Origin of the sequence: Enterococcus sp. DIV0183 (assembly GCF_050541505.1) — a bacterium.
In the GTDB taxonomy this organism is placed as follows: Bacteria; Bacillota; Bacilli; order Lactobacillales; family Enterococcaceae; genus Enterococcus; species Enterococcus faecalis.
Window position 1 is genome coordinate 1022489 of sequence record NZ_CP172932.1, and the last position, 18407, is coordinate 1040895.

The window sequence follows — 18407 nt, forward strand, 5'->3', positions numbered from 1 at the left end:
CCAAAGTGATTTTTGTCCCATGCTCATTTTTTGTTCTTTTATCTAGCTGGTTTGACAGAGACATCGGTGATAATACTTTTAAACTCTTAGTTAATTTTTTGACAAATACTTGTGTTTGTCTGGTGTTAGGAGTATAGTTAACTAGATTTTTATTAGTGGGAGGTCTATAATGTTTCAATTTTTACCAAACTCTGTTTTACAGATGAGCACTATTTTTCTTTCGATTATTATCGAAGCATTGCCTTTTGTCATGTTAGGTTGCTTGATTTCAGGCGCTTTACATGTTTTTTTAACACCAGAACGAGTAAAAAAAGTGTTACCTAAAAATAAATTTTTATCAATTTGTGTAGGTAGTTTCCTAGGGTTTTTCTTCCCTTCTTGTGAATGCGGGATTGTACCAATTGTGCATCAATTTGTAAAAAAAGATGTACCAACACATACCGCTTTTGCTTTTATGTTAACGGCACCAATCATTAATCCAATTGTGCTATTCTCAACATACGTAGCTTTTAGTGGCGCAACAAAATTTGTGATTTGGCGAGTTTTAGGTAGTATGATTGTCGCGTGGGTTATCGGCATTTGGTTAGCTTATTTTCGAAAAGAATCAATTTTAACAGAAAAAGAGTTGGCGCAGATTAAAGAAGAGCAGGTTGCTCATACGCATGAACACGTTGATGAAGTTCGTTCATTTTGGAAAAACGGCTGGTCAGCGTTAACCCATAGTATTGATGAATTTTTTGATACAGGTCGCTATTTAATTTTTGGTTCTTTGTTGGCAGCAATCATGCAAACGTATATCCCAACTGGTGCACTTATGCAATTAGGCCATTCAAAGATTTTAGCGATTCTAGTCATGCTAGTCATCGCTGCCACTCTATCACTTTGTTCAGAAGCGGATGCATTTATTGGTTCTTCTCTTTTGAGTTTATTTGGCACAGGACCAATTGTCGCCTTCTTAGTTTTTGGTCCAATGGTAGATATTAAAAATTTATTGATGATGAAACGTTATTTTAAGATGTCATTCATTGTACAATTTGTTTTGATAGTGGCGCTTGTCGTAACTATTTATGCGGCAGTAGTTTAGAAAGGAGGCCTACAATCGATGATACGATTTATTATTTTAATTGGATATATGGGGTTGATGATGTATCTTCAAATTTCAGGTGAACTGAACCAATATATCAATATTCATTATAATTACTTAGCTGTTTTATCAATGGTTTTAGCTTTTATTATGGCGATTGTCCAATTGATTTTGTGGAACCAAGCAGATCCATCAATACAAAAAAAACATGAAGACATGCACCAACATGGGGGACATGAACATCATGGCCATCAGCATAATTTGGAAAAACCCAGCCAAAGAGGGCTTGCCTATTTACTACTTTCTTTACCGTTGATTGTTGGCTTATTATTTCCGACAGTTAGTTTAGACACAACAATTGTTGAAGCAAAAGGATTTAACTTTCCAGTAAGTAAAGAATCAGTAGGGGATCCTGATATGCAAACGCAATATTTGAAACCTGATACAAGTATGTATTTCAATAAGACGGATTATGACAAGCAGATGGCAAAAGCCATGAAACAATATGATGGCCAATCTGTGATTTCAATTACGGATGAAAACTATTTGGAAATTATGGAACTAATCTATAATTATCCAAGTCAATTTGCAGGGAAAAGGATTTCTTATAAAGGCTTTGTCTATAATTCAAAACGAGAAGAAAGTGTTGACCAGTTTGTCTTCCGTTTTGGGATTATTCATTGTGTCGCTGATTCTGGCGTTTTTGGCTTGTTGGTTCATTTTCCTGAACATACTCAATTTCAAAACAATGATTGGGTAACGATTACCGGAACGGTTGAGTTATCCTATTATCCACCGTTTAAACGGCAAATACCAACTGTGCAAGTTGAGAAAGTCAAAGCAGATCAAGCACCAAAAAATCAATATGTCTATCGTTCCTTTTAAAAAAAGTTGGTTGCTTCCTTATCAAATGGAAGCAACCAACTTTTTTGCTATCTATTTTTTAATTTTGTTGCGTTTACGACGAATAAAACCCAAAGATTCTCTTTTTTCTCGAAAGCTGCGGATATTCTGATTGAAAACCTCAGAAGCGACTAAGCCTAACGCAATTGCCCCAGCAATCATTACAGCTTGCACGGTAAAATAGGCACCTTTTTCATAATTGCCAATTACGATATTCCGAACAGCTTGATAAGCTAAGCCACCAGGTACCAATGGAACAATACCAGGAATATTAAAAATCGTGACAGGCATTTTCAATATTTTTGAGAATAGGTAGCTTACTGCCGCAACACCGACAGCACCGATGAGGGAACCTAATGCCGCATTCCCACTAAAAACTTCAACGATTACCCAATAAAGCATCCAGCTCACACTACCAGTTAGACCACAAGCCACCAGTGATCGTCGAGGAACATTAATAATAATCGCAAACGCCGCAGAAGCTAAAAAACTAAAGATAAATTGTACCAAAACGATTCCTAGCAAGTAAGTCACTCCTTTTAATAGAAAAGTTGAAAGACAAAAGCAATGCCAAAACCAATCATTCCTGAAGTCATTAATGCTTCAGTCCCACGAGAAACACCCGATAAGTAGTGTCCAGCTAGCAAATCGCGAAGAGCATTGGTAATTTGCACACCAGGCACTAAAGGCATGACACAACCAATGATGATTAAATCTTGCGATTGTCCGAGTCCCAATTTGACTGAAAGAATAGCGGCTGCACCAATGAACAGCGAAGCTAAAAATTCAGATAAAAATTTAATCTTGAGAAACTTTAAACTAAAATAATAAAGACTATAGCCGCAACCACCAATCAGAAAAGTCAAGAATAAATCGGACCAGACACCACCAAAAAGAATCATAATTGTAGCGCTGACAACGGCCGCACTAACAATGCGTGCGCTAATTGGAAAATGTCGGTGTTCACTATCTATCACTTTTAGTTTATTCAGTAATTCCTCTAAAGAAAAATCACCAGCCACATAAGCACGAGACAGCTGATTCACACGAGAGATTTTTTCTAAATCAATGCCACGTTTCATTACTTGAACCATACGAATCGTGGAGGTTCCATCTATGCCAACAAATAACCCGGTTTGTGTCACATAGCTAACCATTCGATAGTTGCCAGAAGCAAGCGCAATTCGGCTCATTGTATCTTCAACACGGTACATTTCTGCATCGCTTTCTATCATAATTTTACCAGCTAACAAACAGGTTTCTAAAAGTAAATCCAAATGAGCAGGAGTCATTGAGCAAGCCTCACTTTATGTATTTTCTTCTAGTGTACTACAAACGAACCAAAAAGAGGAAATAAATAACAGCTGCAATCGAAAATTTACATCGTAAACAGATTGTTAGCGAATTGTAACATTAAAAGGCTGATATTATTTAATCATAGATATTTAAAAGTTTTTAAAAGAAAAACGTCGATTTTTTCGCAAAATGAATTGGAGGGAAAGGTGATATTCTGGCGATTTAGCAGAGTTTTATTCTTGTTTTATAAAGTTGTGTATTTGTTTTTATAATTTTAAAATTATCGATGGCTGTCATTTTTTTACGAAGCCTTTATTAATAAAAGACTAAGAAATAACAAAAAAGAGAGAAGGAGAAGAAATTTTGTTTGTAGTTTCGGTTCTTTTCTAGTAAAATAAAATTGTATAAAAGTAGAAGTGAGGTGTAGTAAAATGGGTTTTACAGACGAAACAGTACGCTTTGATTTTGATGATAATCGAAAAAAAGCAATCAGTGAAACGTTAGAAACCGTATATCGGGCATTAGAAGAAAAGGGATACAATCCTATTAACCAAATAGTAGGGTATTTACTTTCTGGGGACCCGGCTTACATTCCTCGTTATCAAGATGCTCGAAACTTAATTCGTCGTCATGAACGTGATGAAATCATGGAAGAATTAACCAAATATTATTTAGCGAACCACGGAATCGATATCAAATGAGGATCATGGGGCTAGATGTAGGTTCACGGACAGTCGGTGTGGCTGTTAGTGATTTATTAGGTTGGACAGCACAAGGCATCGAAATTATTCGCATCAATGAAGAGGAAGAGAACTTCGGTTTTGAGCGATTAGGTGAATTGGTGAAAGAATACGAAGTCACAAAATTTGTCGTAGGTTTACCGAAAAACATGAATAATTCCATCGGTCCTAGAGCTGAAGCATCCATGGCATATGGTGATAAGATTCAAGAATTATTTCAATTACCTGTTGACTATCAAGATGAACGATTAACAACTGTCCAAGCAGAGCGTTTCTTGGTGGAGCAAGCAGATGCTTCAAGAGCCAAAAGAAAAAAAGTCATTGATAAACTAGCGGCAGTAATGATTCTACAAAATTATTTAGATGCACATAGCCGATAATTATCGAGCTTTGAATACATCAAGGGAGAGAAGAAGAATGACAGAACACAACCACGATCATGATCACGAAGGACATGAACACATTACTTTAGTAGACGAACAAGGAAATGAAACATTATACGAGATCTTACTAACTGTTGACGGTCAAGAAGAATTCGGTAAAAATTATGTTTTATTATATCCAGCAGGAATTCCTGAGGATGAAGATGTTGAATTGCAAGCTTACTCATATGTGGAAAACGCAGAAGGTACAGAAGGCGATTTACAGCAAATCGAAACAGACGCTGAATGGGATATGATTGAAGAAGTTTTCAATACATTCATGGCTGAAGAAGAAGAGTAAAACTGTAACGAGAGAAGCGCTACTTCTCCTATTGAGAAGTAGCTTTCTTAATAATAATTGTTATAATGTGCATGTTGTTTCTATCATAAGATACTATCGCTATCATTGAGTGTGGTGAATAAAGAAGAACAGTAATGTCTAGTTTTACAAGATGTTGTAAAAACGTAACATCCTTGTAATGACGTTAATTTGGTAACTATCTAGCATAATTTATAATTTGTGTTATACTAAGTATGAGGTTTTGGAAATACTGTTAATTTTATAATATTAAATAAAAAAATGGCTCCACCTACTGGCATAGGTAGAGCCGTCAGAAATTCAGTTAAACAAACACGTAATTATTGGTGTGGTGCATTGCCACGAACTGAAATTCCAGTTAATAAAGCAAGTAAATCAAACATATATTTCACCTCCTTTATTATGATAGCTTCATTATAACATTATCTGTAAAATGATGGTATGTTTAATACAAAAAAAATAGAAAGATTGGAGTTTTGACTGTGAGAGTAGCGGGAGAAAAAATCAAAACAGCGCGTAAAAAGAAAAAATTATCGCAAGCTGAATTGGCAAAAGGAATTTGTACACAAGCAACAATTAGTAACATTGAAAACAAAAATGTGTGTGACAGTTTAGACATTTTCTCATCTGTATGTCTACGTTTAGACTTACAAGTAGAAGAATGTATCGAAGGTTCTAGTGAGAAAAAACTCGAAAGCTTATTAAATAAAGTAGAAGAATTATGCTTTTACTTTAAGCACGATGAAGCCTATGATTTGTTGAAAGACTATCCAGATGATATCGAAAGTTCAAACAGAATTTTAGAAACAAAATTTTTCTATTATAAAGGAATTACGAGTTTATTAGGTAAGAAAAATAATAGCGAAGCATTGTTCTATTTACATCGTGGTTCTGAAATTAGTCGTGATATTAATATTTATAATATTTTGAGTATGAATGCGATCGGTATTTTATATGAATTAGAAGATGATATTGAAAAAGCAAAAGTTTATTACGATAAATCTTTACAATTGCTAAGCGAATTCAAATTAGATTATCCATTAGAGCAATGCCGTATTTATTATAATACCGCAAAATTCTATTCATTAATTAAAGACTATGCAAAGAGTATTGAATTAAGTGATAAAGGAATCGAAATTAATCGGACGCACAGTTCTATTTACTCTTTAGATTGCTTATTATACGAAAAAGCGTTTAATAAACAAATGCTAGGACTAGATGCTGTTGAAGATTATCGTATTGCGTACTACTTTACACGTTTCTTTGAAAATAAAAAATTACTTACTTATATTGAAAAAGATATGCAAGAGTTTAACATCAGTTTTAAATAATGAATTATCGTTTCAGATTTTAAAAAGAACAACCTAACTCAAGAGGAGTTAGGTTGTTCTTTTTTTCTCTTTTTAATTTGTTTCTTTGACAGCGTTACGGACGCTTTCGGCGACGACTTTTGCGACTCCTTCTTGGAATGGATCGGGAATAATATTGGTCGGCGTGAGTTCGTTATCGGGAATCAATTTTGCAATACCTTTGGCAGCGGCAATTTGCATTTCAATCGTAATCTTTTTCGCCCGAGCATCTAAGGCACCGCGGAAAATACCAGGGAAGGCCAACACATTATTAATTTGATTCGGAAAGTCACTACGACCAGTTCCGACAATATAAGCGCCTGCCGCTAAAGCTTCATCAGGAAAAATTTCAGGAACTGGGTTAGCCATTGCAAAAATAACTGGCTGCTCATTCATCTGTTGAATCCACTCAGGTTTTAAAACACCTGGTGCCGAAACACCAACAAAGACATCAGCGCCTTCAAGAGCAGTAGCTAAATCACCGGTACGGTGTTCCCGATTGGTTAGCTTCGCAATTTCTGCGTGGTGTGGTGGCAGAGCTGTATCTGTTTCGCTCAGAATCCCTGCACGGTCAACAATGATAATATGTTTTACGCCAGCAGCTAAAAATTTTCTTGTGATCGAAAGACCAGCGGAGCCACCGCCGTTGATTACCACATGAATGTCCTCTATTTTCTTGTTGATTAATTTTAAGCTGTTGTACAAAGCCGCTAGAACAACAATCGCTGTCCCGTGTTGATCATCATGGAAAACGGGAATATCTAGTTCATCGATTAAACGCTGTTCAATTTCAAAACAACGAGGAGCGCTGATATCTTCCAAGTTAATCCCCCCAAAGGTTGGAGCCAAAAATTTCACCGTTTGAATAATTTCTTCGGTATCTTGTGTATCTAAAACAAGGGGAATCGAATCCACACCAGCAAAGCGTTTAAACAATGCAGCTTTTCCTTCCATGACAGGCATCGCTGCTTCAGGACCAATGTTACCTAAACCTAAAACTGCTGAACCATCACTAATAACGGCGACGGTGTTTTTCTTTGTCGTTAATTCGTAAGCGCGTTCTTTTTTTTCATGTATGGCAGAAGAAACAGCCGCAACACCTGGTGTGTAGGCAATTCCTAAATCTGCTTTTGTTTCAATCGGAACTTTAGGGCAGACTTCTAATTTCCCCCCAAATTTTTTTGCTTGCTCAATCGCTAATTCTTTTACATCTTTTGTTGACATATCATTTTCCTCCTAAATAATTCACTTATAGTTAAAAAAGCATTCTAAAAATAGCAGTCATTGTTATTACTGTAATGGCACCGCCTAAACGTGTCGCAACTTGTGCAAACGGCATTAAGTTCATTCGATTGGCTGTACTTAAAATAGCCACATCGCCAGTCCCACCCATACCACTCTGGCAAGCGGAGACAATGGCAGCCTCAACGGGATTCATATTCATGAAGCGTGAAACGAAAAATCCTGTAGCAATAACAGTGAAAACGACACTAATTACCACAACAAAATATTGCCAGCTAAGCATTCCTACGACATCTTTTAAAGGAATATATAACATACCTAAGCCGACCATTAACGGGAACGTAAAATTGCCAGAGATAAATTTATAAAGCTGTTTTGATCCGCGTTGGGTTTCTTTCGGTACTACGTTTAAGTATTTTAAAAAGGCTGCGACAACAATCATCAAAACAGGACCAGGAAAGCCTGTTAAGTGTTGCAATAAACCGCCTGTAATAAATAAGGTACACGCAATTAAAACACCAGCGCCCATTAATTTTACATCAATTGGTGCTTTGTCTTCTTCTAAAGCATCACTTAAATCATCTGAATTGGTAATTTTAATCAACTGACCTTGTCCAGAAAGTTCAGGGCGTTTTTCTCCTAAACGACTAAGTAAACCAGAACACATAATAGCAAAAAAATTACCAATAATGGTTGCGGGAATTAATTGCCCCACTAATTGTTCACTTGGCAATCCAGTAATGGCACTATAACCAAGGGATAAAGGAAGAATGCCTTCACCGATTCCACCAGCTAAAACAGGAGTGACGATATAGAAAAGGCTATGTTTCCAACCGAGACCTAACAGTGTTCCAACAAGGGTCCCAACGCCCATTGCTAAAATCATTCCTAATGCCATCGGGACAATCATGCGCATTAAACCTTGGACTAAAATTTTGCGGTTCATTCCAAGGATACTTCCACAGACCAAACATGCAATATAGAAATAGAGAAAGTTTGCTTGTTTCATTAAAATATCTGTTGAGTCTAAGACATTTTGGTTGAGTAAATTGAAAAAGACCATAATTGATGGTACTAATAAAGATAAAATTGCTGGACCGCCAAAATGTTTCAAAATAGGAATATTTCCACCAATTGTTCCAAGTAACCAACCCATTGTTAAAATTACGGCAAAACCACCTAACATATTGACTGGTAGTTGTTCTAATAGAGCCGTAACAAGAATAATGCTAGCTGTTACAAGATAAACAGGTAACGTAACCGAACCAATCCTCGTTTTGGTTAATTTGTTGCGCCAATCTGTTTCATTAGCAGCTGTTGCGGGCAATTTCTTTTCCATGCTATTTCCTCCTATAACTTTAATCTATATTCATCATAATGTAAACGTTTTCTGTAGAGTAGATTATTTAATTAATTTAACTAAAGAAAAGTTTTTTAACCAAATCTTCCTATGCTATACTTTATTTGAAGAGAAAAGAGGGATGGAATGAAGCGTGGCGGGAAATTATGGTGTTTCTTATCAGTGATTTTTATTGCAACATTAATTATTATGATTACTTTCTTTTACGGAGTAACGACGGTTCAAACAATTAAAGAAGTTCGTAAAAACCAAGAGCAAGCACTTTTAGCCGTCGGGGAACAGTTGGCTATTGAACCGAATGTTATTGAAGCCTTAAAGAATGATCACTATTCAGATGAATTGGAAGCGTATACGGTTCGTTTAGGTGAAATCCATCAGTTGGATTTTATCGTGATTATGAATATGCAGGGGATTCGTTTAACACATCCTGATCGCCAAAAAATAGGTAAGCATTTTGAAGGTGGCGATGAAGTGCGAGCATTAAAAGGGGAGGAACATTTGTCTGTTAGTCAAGGGAGTTTAGGAGAATCATTACGAGGTTTTGTCCCAGTCTATGATCAAGGAAAACAAATTGGGGTTGTGGCAATGGGCATTAAAATGACCTCGCTTTCACAATTGATTGAACGAACAAAAAATGATTACACAGTGAGTGTCCTTTTAAGTGTTGGTTTTGGCTTTATATTAGCCATCGTGGTTTCTTATTATTTAAAAAAACAACTTCACGATTTAGAGCCAAGAGAAATTGCTCGTCTATTAGAAGAGCGAAACGCCATGCTTGAGGAAACGAAAGACGCAATCCTTGTGATTGATACCGATCAAAATATTTTATTAGCAAATATTGAGGCGACTAAAATGTATCATAATATAACAAATAGTGAAGAAAATTTACTAGGAAAGAAACTTTCAGCATTGGTTTTATCTCCTGAAAAATTAGTCGTACATTCAAAAACAGAGCAATTCTATCGTCAAAATGGCCAGGATTATTTCGTCTCAATCGCCCCGATTAATGTCCGTAAAAAAACAATTGGGCATGTTATCTTTCTGAAAAATGCGACAGAAACGTTTATTGTCGCAGAACAGCTTGTCAGCACAACAACATATGCTTCGGCATTACAAAGTCAATCACACGAATTTATGAATAAGATGCATGTCATTTATGGCTTAGTCGATTTAGAAGATTATGAGGCGCTAAAACATTATCTAGCCGATTTATTGAAACCAGAAAAGGAATTTGCACAGCGCTTAGCTATTTTGGTCAGAAATCCTATTCTAGCAGGTTTTTTAAGTGGGGAAAGAATCAAGTTTGCAGAAATTAAAACACAATTAGCTATTGAAATTTATCCAGAAATTCCACCAAATAAACGAGATGAAGATACGCAAAATTTGATTGCTATCTACCGTTATATTCATCGTTTCCTGATGGAGCAAACGTTGCCAGAAGAGATCATTGAAACCATTGATTATCAGCCAGGAAGTTTGACGACGACTTATTCGTTTGCTTATCCAAAAGAACAACTGGAACGCTTTGAGCAAGAGTTTTTCACTTCTTATTTGGCAAGATTATTAGAGAATGCGGAAGCGACATTGACTTGGGAAAACCAACAAAACAATTGGCTTGTCCTTCGCATAAATGTTCATTACGAAGGAGCAGAGGAAAATGAACCTATTGATTATTGAAGACGATCCTATGGTTGCATATATACATCAAAAATATCTTGAAAAATTAATTCACCAACCGACTATTTTTACGGTTGCAACAATTGCTGAAGGTCTACTACTAACGAAAGAAAAACAACCAGCACTTGTTTTATTAGATGTTCATTTAAAAGATGGCAATGGCTTGACCTATCTGGCAACAATTAGAGATGAAAAAATTGATACAGAAGTTATCCTGATTACGGCTGCCAACGAGTTGGAAAATATTAAACGAAGCTTACATTTAGGCGTTTTAGACTATTTAGTTAAACCCTTTTCTTTTGAGCGATTTCAACAAAGTATCGAAAACTATCAGAAAAAAACTGCTCAATTCACGCTGGAAACGAAGGAGCTTTCGCAAACAAAAGTGGACCAATTATTTCATTATTCACAGACAAACGCACGTAAAAATGAACAAGCTCTTCAAAACATGTCCTTAGAAAAAGGACTAACACAAGCAACATTACAATTATTGTTAAAAAAAATAGACGAATTTACCGACTATTTTACGATTCAAGAATTATCAGAAGCGAGTCAGCTTTCACATGTTTCTGTTCGCAAATATGTGTTGTTTCTAGAAAAAAATAACCTTTTAGAAAGTAAAAATAGCTATTTAAAAGTGGGGCGTCCCTATCAATCGTATCGGAGAATTTAGTATTTTTTATTTTTTAGTAAATAAAAAAAGTAATTGAAAAGTGGCGAAATACAGAGGATACTCCTTTTTATTCTCATTTAAAGCACTTAATTGAGAATGGAAAAGAGGATATTATTTGTTATTTTTTGAGAATATATGATATTCTTTATTATGTAAGAAATAATATTATATGGGAGGAACGAGCGATGAAAGTTATTGTTTTAGGATCATCACATGGAGGTTATGAAGCGGTAGAGGAATTACTAAATCTTCATCCTGATGCAGAAATTCAATGGTATGAGAAAGGTGATTTTATCTCATTCTTGTCTTGTGGCATGCAGTTGTACCTAGAAGGAAAAGTGAAAGATGTTAATTCTGTTCGCTATATGACTGGCGAAAAAATGGAGAGTCGTGGTGTGAATGTCTTTTCTAATACTGAAATTACAGCGATTCAACCAAAAGAACATCAAGTGACAGTGAAAGATCTAGTGTCAGGTGAAGAACGTGTTGAAAATTATGATAAATTAATCATCAGTCCCGGAGCTGTCCCATTTGAATTAGATATTCCAGGTAAAGATTTGGATAATATTTACTTGATGCGTGGTCGTCAATGGGCCATTAAATTAAAACAAAAAACAGTAGATCCAGAAGTCAATAATGTGGTTGTGATTGGTAGTGGTTATATTGGGATTGAAGCTGCCGAAGCATTTGCAAAAGCCGGCAAAAAGGTTACTGTTATTGACATTTTAGATCGTCCATTAGGGGTATATCTAGATAAAGAATTTACAGATGTTTTAACAGAAGAGATGGAAGCTAATAATATTACCATTGCAACTGGTGAAACAGTTGAACGTTACGAAGGCGACGGTCGTGTGCAAAAAGTCGTTACAGATAAAAATGCGTACGATGCTGATTTGGTCGTTGTAGCGGTTGGTGTCCGTCCAAACACTGCTTGGTTAAAAGGTACCTTGGAATTACATCCGAATGGCCTAATCAAGACGGATGAATACATGCGGACAAGTGAGCCGGATGTATTTGCAGTAGGGGATGCTACGTTAATTAAATACAATCCTGCAGACACAGAAGTAAATATTGCCTTAGCAACGAATGCTCGTAAACAAGGTCGCTTTGCTGTGAAAAACCTAGAGGAACCAGTTAAACCTTTCCCTGGTGTTCAAGGATCTTCTGGCTTGGCCGTCTTTGATTATAAATTTGCTTCAACAGGGATTAACGAAGTCATGGCTCAAAAATTAGGAAAAGAAACAAAAGCGGTGACAGTAGTAGAAGACTACTTGATGGACTTCAATCCAGACAAACAAAAAGCTTGGTTTAAATTAGTGTATGATCCTGAAACAACACAAATTTTAGGCGCTCAATTAATGTCGAAAGCAGATTTAACTGCAAACATTAATGCTATTTCATTAGCGATTCAAGCCAAAATGACAATTGAAGACTTAGCCTATGCGGATTTCTTCTTCCAACCAGCGTTTGACAAACCTTGGAATATTATTAATACAGCGGCTTTAGAAGCGGTGAAACAAGAACGTTAATAGAAGAGAAAATAAAACCCATGAGTATTTATAGTACTCGTGGGTTTTATTTTTATTTTGTATTCAATTGATTTTTCAACTCTTGTTGGACACGAGTTAATTCTTGTTCATCCACACGTTGATAGGAAACACCATCTTGCATAAAACCAGTACCTTGAAGTTGGTCTTGTTTCACTTTACCAAAGGCACTGCGATAATCTAAGGCAATTTTTTTCATGTCATCAAAACTTAAATCTGTCTTCATATTATCAGAAACAGCTGTTAAAATTTCTTGATAGTTGCTCACGCTATTAAGGCTTAAGACTTTTTGGACGATGCCTTCAATCACTTTTCTTTGACGTTCTTGGCGGCCGTAGTCACCATTAGGATCTTCGTAACGCATTCTTGAATAGGAGAGTGCTTGTTCACCATCCAATGAAATTTTACCAATCGTAAAATCATACCCGTCTTGAGAAAAAGTCAGATTATTGTTCACTTCGATTCCGCCAACCGCGTTGACTAATTCTTTTAAACCAGCCATATTAATTGAAACATAATGATTAATAGGTATGTTTAAATAGTTTTCAACTGTGTCCATTGCTAAAGATGCGCCACCAAAAGCATAGGCGTGATTCAATTTATCTTGTTTTCCTTGACCTGGAATATCAACATAGGTATCGCGAGCAAGACTGACTAAGGTTGTTTGCTTGTCACGAGGATTAACTGTTGCAACAATTGTTGTATCCGAACGACCTTGCTCGACACGCCCATCATCGCCTGTATCAATCCCTAATAATAAAACAGAAAAAGGCTCCTTATTGTTTAAATTGACCTGACTTTTTTTAGATCGTTCTACTGTTTCATAGGTTTTATCCATTGATTTAGAAACATCCCAATAAAGTTTTGCTCCCATTCCAACAACTGCAAGAAATAGAACCAAGATAATTCCAAAGATAATGGCAAAAATTTTCTTCCCTTTTGACATATTTTTCCTCCAATAATTTATCACAGGTTGTGATTTTTTTCTTATAGGTTAATCTTACTAATTTTTAGTGAAGAAGTATATAATAATTGTTGAAAGACTATAAAACTTTAAGGTATTTTGCATTATTTTTGCTTAATCTTTTGAAATATCTCAATTCTATTAAAATATGCGAATTAGTATATTACACGTTTTCAAGGTGTTTCATTGTTGATTAATTAGAATTTTAGTGGTATTTTTGTATTTGTAATTAGTACAGATTTTAATTGGAGGTATAACAGTGAGTAAAAAAGGATCAGATATCATAGTAGAAAGTTTAATCAATCACGAAGTGCCCTATATTTTTGGGATTCCCGGTGCAAAAATTGATGGGGTTTTTGATGCATTAGTTGACAAAGGTCCAGAATTAATTTTAGCTCGACATGAACAAAATGCAGCCTTTATGGCACAAGGGATTGGTCGTTTGACGGGAGAGCCTGGCTTAGTTATTGCAACTAGTGGACCTGGTGCCAGCAATTTAGCAACTGGGTTAGTAACTGCGACTGCAGAAGGGGACCCTGTTTTAGCATTGGCTGGACAGGTGAAACGGTCCGATTTGTCAAAATTAACTCACCAAAGCATGAATAATGCTGCATTATTTAGTCCAATAACAAAATTCAGTACAGAAATTCAAGATCCAGAAACATTATCTGAAAATATTGCCAATGCTTACCGTATCGCCAAAACAGCGAAAAAAGGCGCAACATTCTTATCGATCCCACAAGATGTCACAGATAGTCCGGTGACAGGCGAAGCAATTAAGCCTTTGTCGGCTCCGAAACTGGGCCATGCATCAGCAGAAACAATCGCAGCTTTAGCTGAACGAATCAAGCAAGCGAAATTACCTGTTTTACTTTTAGGAATGCGGGCCTCTGCACGAAAAGTTACCGCAGCCATTCGTGAATTGGTTGCTATAACTGGTTTGCCAGTCGTGGAAACGTTCCAAGGAGCAGGAATTATTTCAAAAGAATTAGAAGAACATTTCTTTGGGCGTGTTGGTTTATTTCGAAACCAACCTGGGGATCGTTTGTTAAAAAGAAGTGATTTAGTGATTGCGATTGGTTATGACCCAATTGAATATGAGGCACGTAATTGGAATGCAGAAAAAGATGCGCGCGTTATTGTTATTGATGAAGTTCAAATGGAAATTGACCAATATATGCAACCGGAAGAAGAGCTAATTGGTGATATGTCTAAAAATATTTTGAAATTATCAGAAGCATTTAGTGAACCAATATTAACAGAAGATGCGCAAGATTATTTAGAAACGCTTCAAGAAAAATTAACGATTAAAGAAGTAAAAACAAGTACAATTGAAAATCGATTACATCCATTAGAAATTGTTCAAACGCTTCAAGAAAAAACCACGAATGAAATGACAGTTACTGTTGATGTAGGGAGCCATTACATTTGGATGGCTCGCCACTTTAGAAGTTATGAACCGCGTCATTTATTATTTAGTAACGGTATGCAAACATTAGGTGTCGCTTTGCCTTGGGCAATCTCGGCTGCGCTGGTTCGTCCGAATACACAAATTATCTCTGTTTCTGGGGACGGCGGTTTCCTATTTTCAGCGCAAGAATTAGAAACAGCGGTTCGTTTAAAGCAAAATATCGTGCATATTATTTGGAATGATGGTAGTTATGATATGGTTAAATTCCAAGAAGAAATGAAATATAATCGATCCTCTGGCGTAGATTTTGGTCCAGTTGATTTTGTGAAATATGCTGAAGCTTTTGGAGCCAAAGGGGTTCGAGTGCATTCACAAGCAGAATTTGCCGCAGCTTTAGAAGAAGGAATGCAAACAGAAGGCCCAGTGATTATTGATGTTCCTGTGGATTATTCAGATAATCAAGAATTAGGTAAAACATTGTTACCAGATCAACTTTATTAGGAGATGGAAAAATGAGCGAACAATATGTTTATCAACATGGTACGCTAGGCGGTTTAATGGAAAGTTTGATGGCAGGAACGGCAGAAATTGGTACGTTACTCACGCAAGGTGATTTTGGAATTGGGACATTAGAAGGCTCAAATGGCGAAATTATTTTATTGGACGGTACATTGTATCATGCAAATCAAACTGGCGAAATTACTATTCTAGAAGGCGAAGAATTAACGCCATATGCCGCAGTTACTCGTTTTCAAGAAGATGGCGCATTCCCTGTATCAACAGAAACCGATGAAAATATTAAAGCACAAATTTTAGAAAAAATTAGTCCTAATTTTTTTGCGGCAATTAAAATTAGCGGTCTTTTTGCGAAGATGCATGTCCGTGTGGCACCTAAACAAGAAAAACCGTATCCACCATTTGTAGAAGCCGCACGCAATCAACCTGAATTTACAGCGGAGAATATTCAGGGAACAGTTGTAGGGTTCTTTACACCTAAATTATTTCATGGTGCTTCTGCCGCAGGGTTTCATTTGCACTTTATCAGTGAGGATCACCAATTTGGTGGGCACATTCTTGATTTTGGCATTAAACAAGGGACTGTTTCGTGGATGGAAACAGCAGAATTGCGGCAGCATTTTCCAGTTCATGATGCTGATTATCGGAATAAAGAAATTGATATTGCAAAAGCTTTGTCCGCAATTGAAGAAGCGGAATAACTGAATAACAAGGCACATTTCTCCACGCCCATTCAAGTTGACCTAGTTAGTCAACTTGAATGGGCTTATTGCTGTTTGGCGCTTTTTGTTGTTATTTTTCAAAAAAAAATAGTATCCTTTTTATAATAAGCAAATAACAATTGGAAAGGATGGTGTAATGGACACACTTTATAGAAGTTGGCAATTATCTGGTTGGCTCTATCATGATATTTTTGTTATCATTGTAGCAATTATTTTTATAGTAATTAGTGGTATTTTGGTTATTTCCTTAATAAGAAGGCGGAGTACAAGGAGACTGGTTCCCTATGCGTTAATTTTATTGGTTTATCTTGCAGTGGTACATTTTGCTGGTTTGATATTTTTCGGAATGTTTCGTTCAGTAACGATTGAAGAGAAAAGTGCGACGTTTTATTCTGAAAAAACGAAAGGCTTAACTTCAATCGAGCGAATGATTATTCCGAATGGACGAACGAATGGCATTAGCACCAGTAACTCATTGTTCCAAGTGATTTCTGTTAATAGTCAGACGGGCGAACGAATGTGGAGTAAACGTTTAGGCTGGCGTGATTATTTAATTGGTCAAACAGATCAATATGTGGTTTTGAATAGTGCTGATAACGAGGCCATTTACTTACTAGATACAAAAACAGGGAAAAAACAGTTTTCTGAAGCGGATTTAGTGAAGAAATTCCCTGAATTAAAAGACTATTTAAGCTCTGATTTCGTTGATTATCGTTTTATGGATAATCGCTATCTCTATATTTATGGATTAAACAATCGATATTATCAATTAGATTTGAAAAATTGGCAGTTAAAACAAGACCCAACTTTCAAAGAAGTCTTTCAAACACAAGAAGCGCCTAAATGGACGGTAGATTCAAATGAGAGTCAAATTGGTCAAGAGCTGTCATCGGAAGAGCGTACAACAGTGCAAGGAAAACTAGAAGAGCAACTAATAGCACCAGTTTTATTAGGCAAGAAAGATGAAGCAAATTATTATGTTCTGTCATACAAGAAAAGACAAAGTAATCAAGCGATAGTTGGCTTATACAATTGGCAGAAAAAAACATACGAGTGGCAAACACCGTTGCTTTTAACTAAAGAAAATGTACCTATTGAAGCTTTTCAAGTAGAGGATGCGTTATTCATTAAAGTCCCGCGTTATTTATACAAAATTAACCTGAATAATGGTAATCAAGAGTATCAGTTTGATTACCGTTGGGGCCAAGTGATTCGTTAAACGAAAAGTGGTAAAGCATGCTTAGACAAATAGAAGGAGCAAATAGTCCTTATGATATAAAAAAACGCTTAGAAGAGTAGTGATTCCGCTAGTTTTCTAAGCGCTTTTTTATTTTATGCAGGTCCAGAGATTAAATTCCAGATAATCGAACCTGTATATGCGCCAGGAAATAATTGTGAAACAGGGGTTTGGATTGCAAGAGAAATATCGGTCATGCGGCCGCTCCACATTCCTTGTCCTTTTCTATCACCAGCGTTACTCATTAAAGTCGCACCGTTACCGATAATAATTGGGTTGGTCGGGAAGTCGGGTGCAGCAGGATCTTCTGAAAAATCCAGTCCATACATTGTATTTGTCATAAAGAAACGCCTTAACGTTTTGTCATAGCGAGCATAGCCGCCTGTTAATTGAAACGTAATGATGCCTAGTAAAGAATGAGCTTCGTTTCGCATGTGTGGGATTTCAGCAGTGACATGCCAACCAGTTAAGGCTCCGCGAACATCCCCCATCCCGAAGTGTCTCATTGTATGAGTATTGCCTTCAGAAGGTCGTATAGGAACTGCCGTTAAATCACCAGAAATCGCTTGGGTTTCAAAAGTAAATTCTTTCGGAATAAAGAGCAAGTCAAAACTAGTGTTAGGATTTTCTAAATCAGGATCAATGGCATCGTCAACCGATTCATCACCAGGCAGCCCTCCAAGTTCTAGTTCAACTGAAACAGGCGTTTTTCCAGAACGGGTGGCAAAAGAAACCGATGGGTCAAAACTAAAGAGACTGAATACTAGCAACAAGGCTGCAAGTGATTGATAAGTGAGTAGATTTTTTTGCTTCAAGAAAGTTCCTCCTTTAGGGGCTGATAATATAAGTATACGCAAAAGGAGCTGTTTTTATTTATCAGTAATTTACAGGGAATTCGAAAATATTGAGACAGATAGTGTTTAATATTAGTAGAGAAAGATGAGT

Annotated in this window: 18 protein-coding genes; 12 read left to right on the forward strand and 6 right to left on the reverse strand. The window is 36.4% G+C overall.

All coding sequences use genetic code 11. The annotated features are described in order from the left end of the window. Nucleotides 1-169: 169 nt before the first annotated feature. Entirely contained in the window at nucleotides 170-1084 is a 915-nt protein-coding gene (locus IGK72_RS05170) for a permease (protein WP_002379342.1), read from the forward strand. 18 nt (nucleotides 1085-1102) lie between these two features. Further along, nucleotides 1103-1969 carry a TIGR03943 family putative permease subunit gene (locus IGK72_RS05175; RefSeq protein ID WP_002379343.1) on the forward strand — a complete coding sequence of 289 codons (867 nt, stop codon included), beginning with the start codon at nucleotides 1103-1105 and terminating at the stop codon, nucleotides 1967-1969. Nucleotides 1970-2020: 51 nt separating this feature from the next. Here IGK72_RS05175 and IGK72_RS05180 read toward each other — a convergent pair whose 3' ends face one another. Next, on the reverse strand, nucleotides 2021-2521 hold the full coding sequence (locus tag IGK72_RS05180; protein ID WP_002382172.1) for a threonine/serine exporter family protein: 501 nt from the start codon (nucleotides 2519-2521) through the stop codon (nucleotides 2021-2023). A gap of 5 nt (nucleotides 2522-2526) precedes the next feature. Beyond that, complete coding sequence (locus IGK72_RS05185; protein WP_002357938.1) at nucleotides 2527-3279, reverse strand: threonine/serine exporter family protein; 753 nt, start codon at nucleotides 3277-3279, stop codon at nucleotides 2527-2529. Nucleotides 3280-3714: 435 nt separating this feature from the next. Here IGK72_RS05185 and ireB point away from each other — a divergent pair, with 435 nt between their 5' ends. From ireB to IGK72_RS05205, 4 genes are all read left to right on the forward strand, one after another. Continuing rightward, nucleotides 3715-3984 carry a regulatory phosphoprotein IreB gene (gene ireB / locus IGK72_RS05190; protein WP_002357937.1) on the forward strand — a complete coding sequence of 90 codons (270 nt, stop codon included), beginning with the start codon at nucleotides 3715-3717 and terminating at the stop codon, nucleotides 3982-3984. Continuing rightward, a complete protein-coding gene (ruvX, locus tag IGK72_RS05195) occupies nucleotides 3981-4403 on the forward strand; it encodes a Holliday junction resolvase RuvX (protein WP_002357936.1) in 423 nt (140 codons plus the stop codon). The genes ireB and ruvX overlap by 4 nt, the downstream gene beginning before the upstream one ends. A 37-nt stretch (nucleotides 4404-4440) precedes the next feature. Beyond that, nucleotides 4441-4746 carry a DUF1292 domain-containing protein gene (locus tag IGK72_RS05200; protein ID WP_002357933.1) on the forward strand — a complete coding sequence of 102 codons (306 nt, stop codon included), beginning with the start codon at nucleotides 4441-4443 and terminating at the stop codon, nucleotides 4744-4746. 500 nt (nucleotides 4747-5246) lie between these two features. Beyond that, the gene (locus IGK72_RS05205) at nucleotides 5247-6095 is read left to right on the forward strand and encodes a helix-turn-helix domain-containing protein (protein WP_002385984.1); all 849 of its coding nucleotides are present in this window, start codon (nucleotides 5247-5249) and stop codon (nucleotides 6093-6095) included. A gap of 72 nt (nucleotides 6096-6167) precedes the next feature. Here IGK72_RS05205 and IGK72_RS05210 read toward each other — a convergent pair whose 3' ends face one another. Further along, complete coding sequence (locus IGK72_RS05210; protein ID WP_002360544.1) at nucleotides 6168-7337, reverse strand: NAD(P)-dependent malic enzyme; 1170 nt, start codon at nucleotides 7335-7337, stop codon at nucleotides 6168-6170. Between the two features lie 31 nt (nucleotides 7338-7368). After that, the gene (locus IGK72_RS05215; protein ID WP_002363749.1) at nucleotides 7369-8694 is read right to left on the reverse strand and encodes a 2-hydroxycarboxylate transporter family protein; all 1326 of its coding nucleotides are present in this window, start codon (nucleotides 8692-8694) and stop codon (nucleotides 7369-7371) included. Between the two features lie 147 nt (nucleotides 8695-8841). On the opposite strand from IGK72_RS05215, the gene IGK72_RS05220 reads away from it, so the two are divergent. The 3 genes from IGK72_RS05220 to IGK72_RS05230 all read left to right on the forward strand — a co-directional run bounded on the left by IGK72_RS05220 (nucleotide 8842) and on the right by IGK72_RS05230 (nucleotide 12594). Continuing rightward, nucleotides 8842-10392 (forward strand): Spo0B domain-containing protein, encoded by a 1551-nt coding sequence (locus tag IGK72_RS05220; protein WP_002379345.1) that lies wholly within the window; start codon nucleotides 8842-8844, stop codon nucleotides 10390-10392. Beyond that, on the forward strand, nucleotides 10373-11065 hold the full coding sequence (locus tag IGK72_RS05225) for a response regulator (RefSeq protein ID WP_070415900.1): 693 nt from the start codon (nucleotides 10373-10375) through the stop codon (nucleotides 11063-11065). Before IGK72_RS05220 ends, IGK72_RS05225 begins: the two co-directional genes overlap by 20 nt. Before the next feature lie 185 nt (nucleotides 11066-11250). Then, entirely contained in the window at nucleotides 11251-12594 is a 1344-nt protein-coding gene (locus IGK72_RS05230; protein WP_002357926.1) for an NADH peroxidase, read from the forward strand. Between the two features lie 52 nt (nucleotides 12595-12646). On the opposite strand, the gene IGK72_RS05235 is transcribed toward IGK72_RS05230, so the two are convergent. Beyond that, nucleotides 12647-13558: an LCP family protein gene (locus tag IGK72_RS05235; protein WP_002385983.1), complete on the reverse strand. Its 912-nt coding sequence runs from the start codon at nucleotides 13556-13558 to the stop codon at nucleotides 12647-12649. A 277-nt stretch (nucleotides 13559-13835) separates the two neighbouring features. Here IGK72_RS05235 and alsS point away from each other — a divergent pair, with 277 nt between their 5' ends. The 3 genes from alsS to IGK72_RS05250 all read left to right on the forward strand — a co-directional run bounded on the left by alsS (nucleotide 13836) and on the right by IGK72_RS05250 (nucleotide 17444). Next, nucleotides 13836-15488 carry an acetolactate synthase AlsS gene (gene alsS / locus IGK72_RS05240; protein ID WP_002357923.1) on the forward strand — a complete coding sequence of 551 codons (1653 nt, stop codon included), beginning with the start codon at nucleotides 13836-13838 and terminating at the stop codon, nucleotides 15486-15488. A gap of 11 nt (nucleotides 15489-15499) precedes the next feature. Then, nucleotides 15500-16204 carry an acetolactate decarboxylase gene (budA, locus tag IGK72_RS05245; protein WP_002357922.1) on the forward strand — a complete coding sequence of 235 codons (705 nt, stop codon included), beginning with the start codon at nucleotides 15500-15502 and terminating at the stop codon, nucleotides 16202-16204. A gap of 157 nt (nucleotides 16205-16361) precedes the next feature. Continuing rightward, on the forward strand, nucleotides 16362-17444 hold the full coding sequence (locus IGK72_RS05250; RefSeq protein ID WP_016627175.1) for a PA2928 family protein: 1083 nt from the start codon (nucleotides 16362-16364) through the stop codon (nucleotides 17442-17444). A 113-nt stretch (nucleotides 17445-17557) separates the two neighbouring features. On the opposite strand, the gene IGK72_RS05255 is transcribed toward IGK72_RS05250, so the two are convergent. Further along, entirely contained in the window at nucleotides 17558-18319 is a 762-nt protein-coding gene (locus IGK72_RS05255; protein ID WP_002357920.1) for a WxL domain-containing protein, read from the reverse strand. Nucleotides 18320-18407 lie beyond the last annotated feature (88 nt).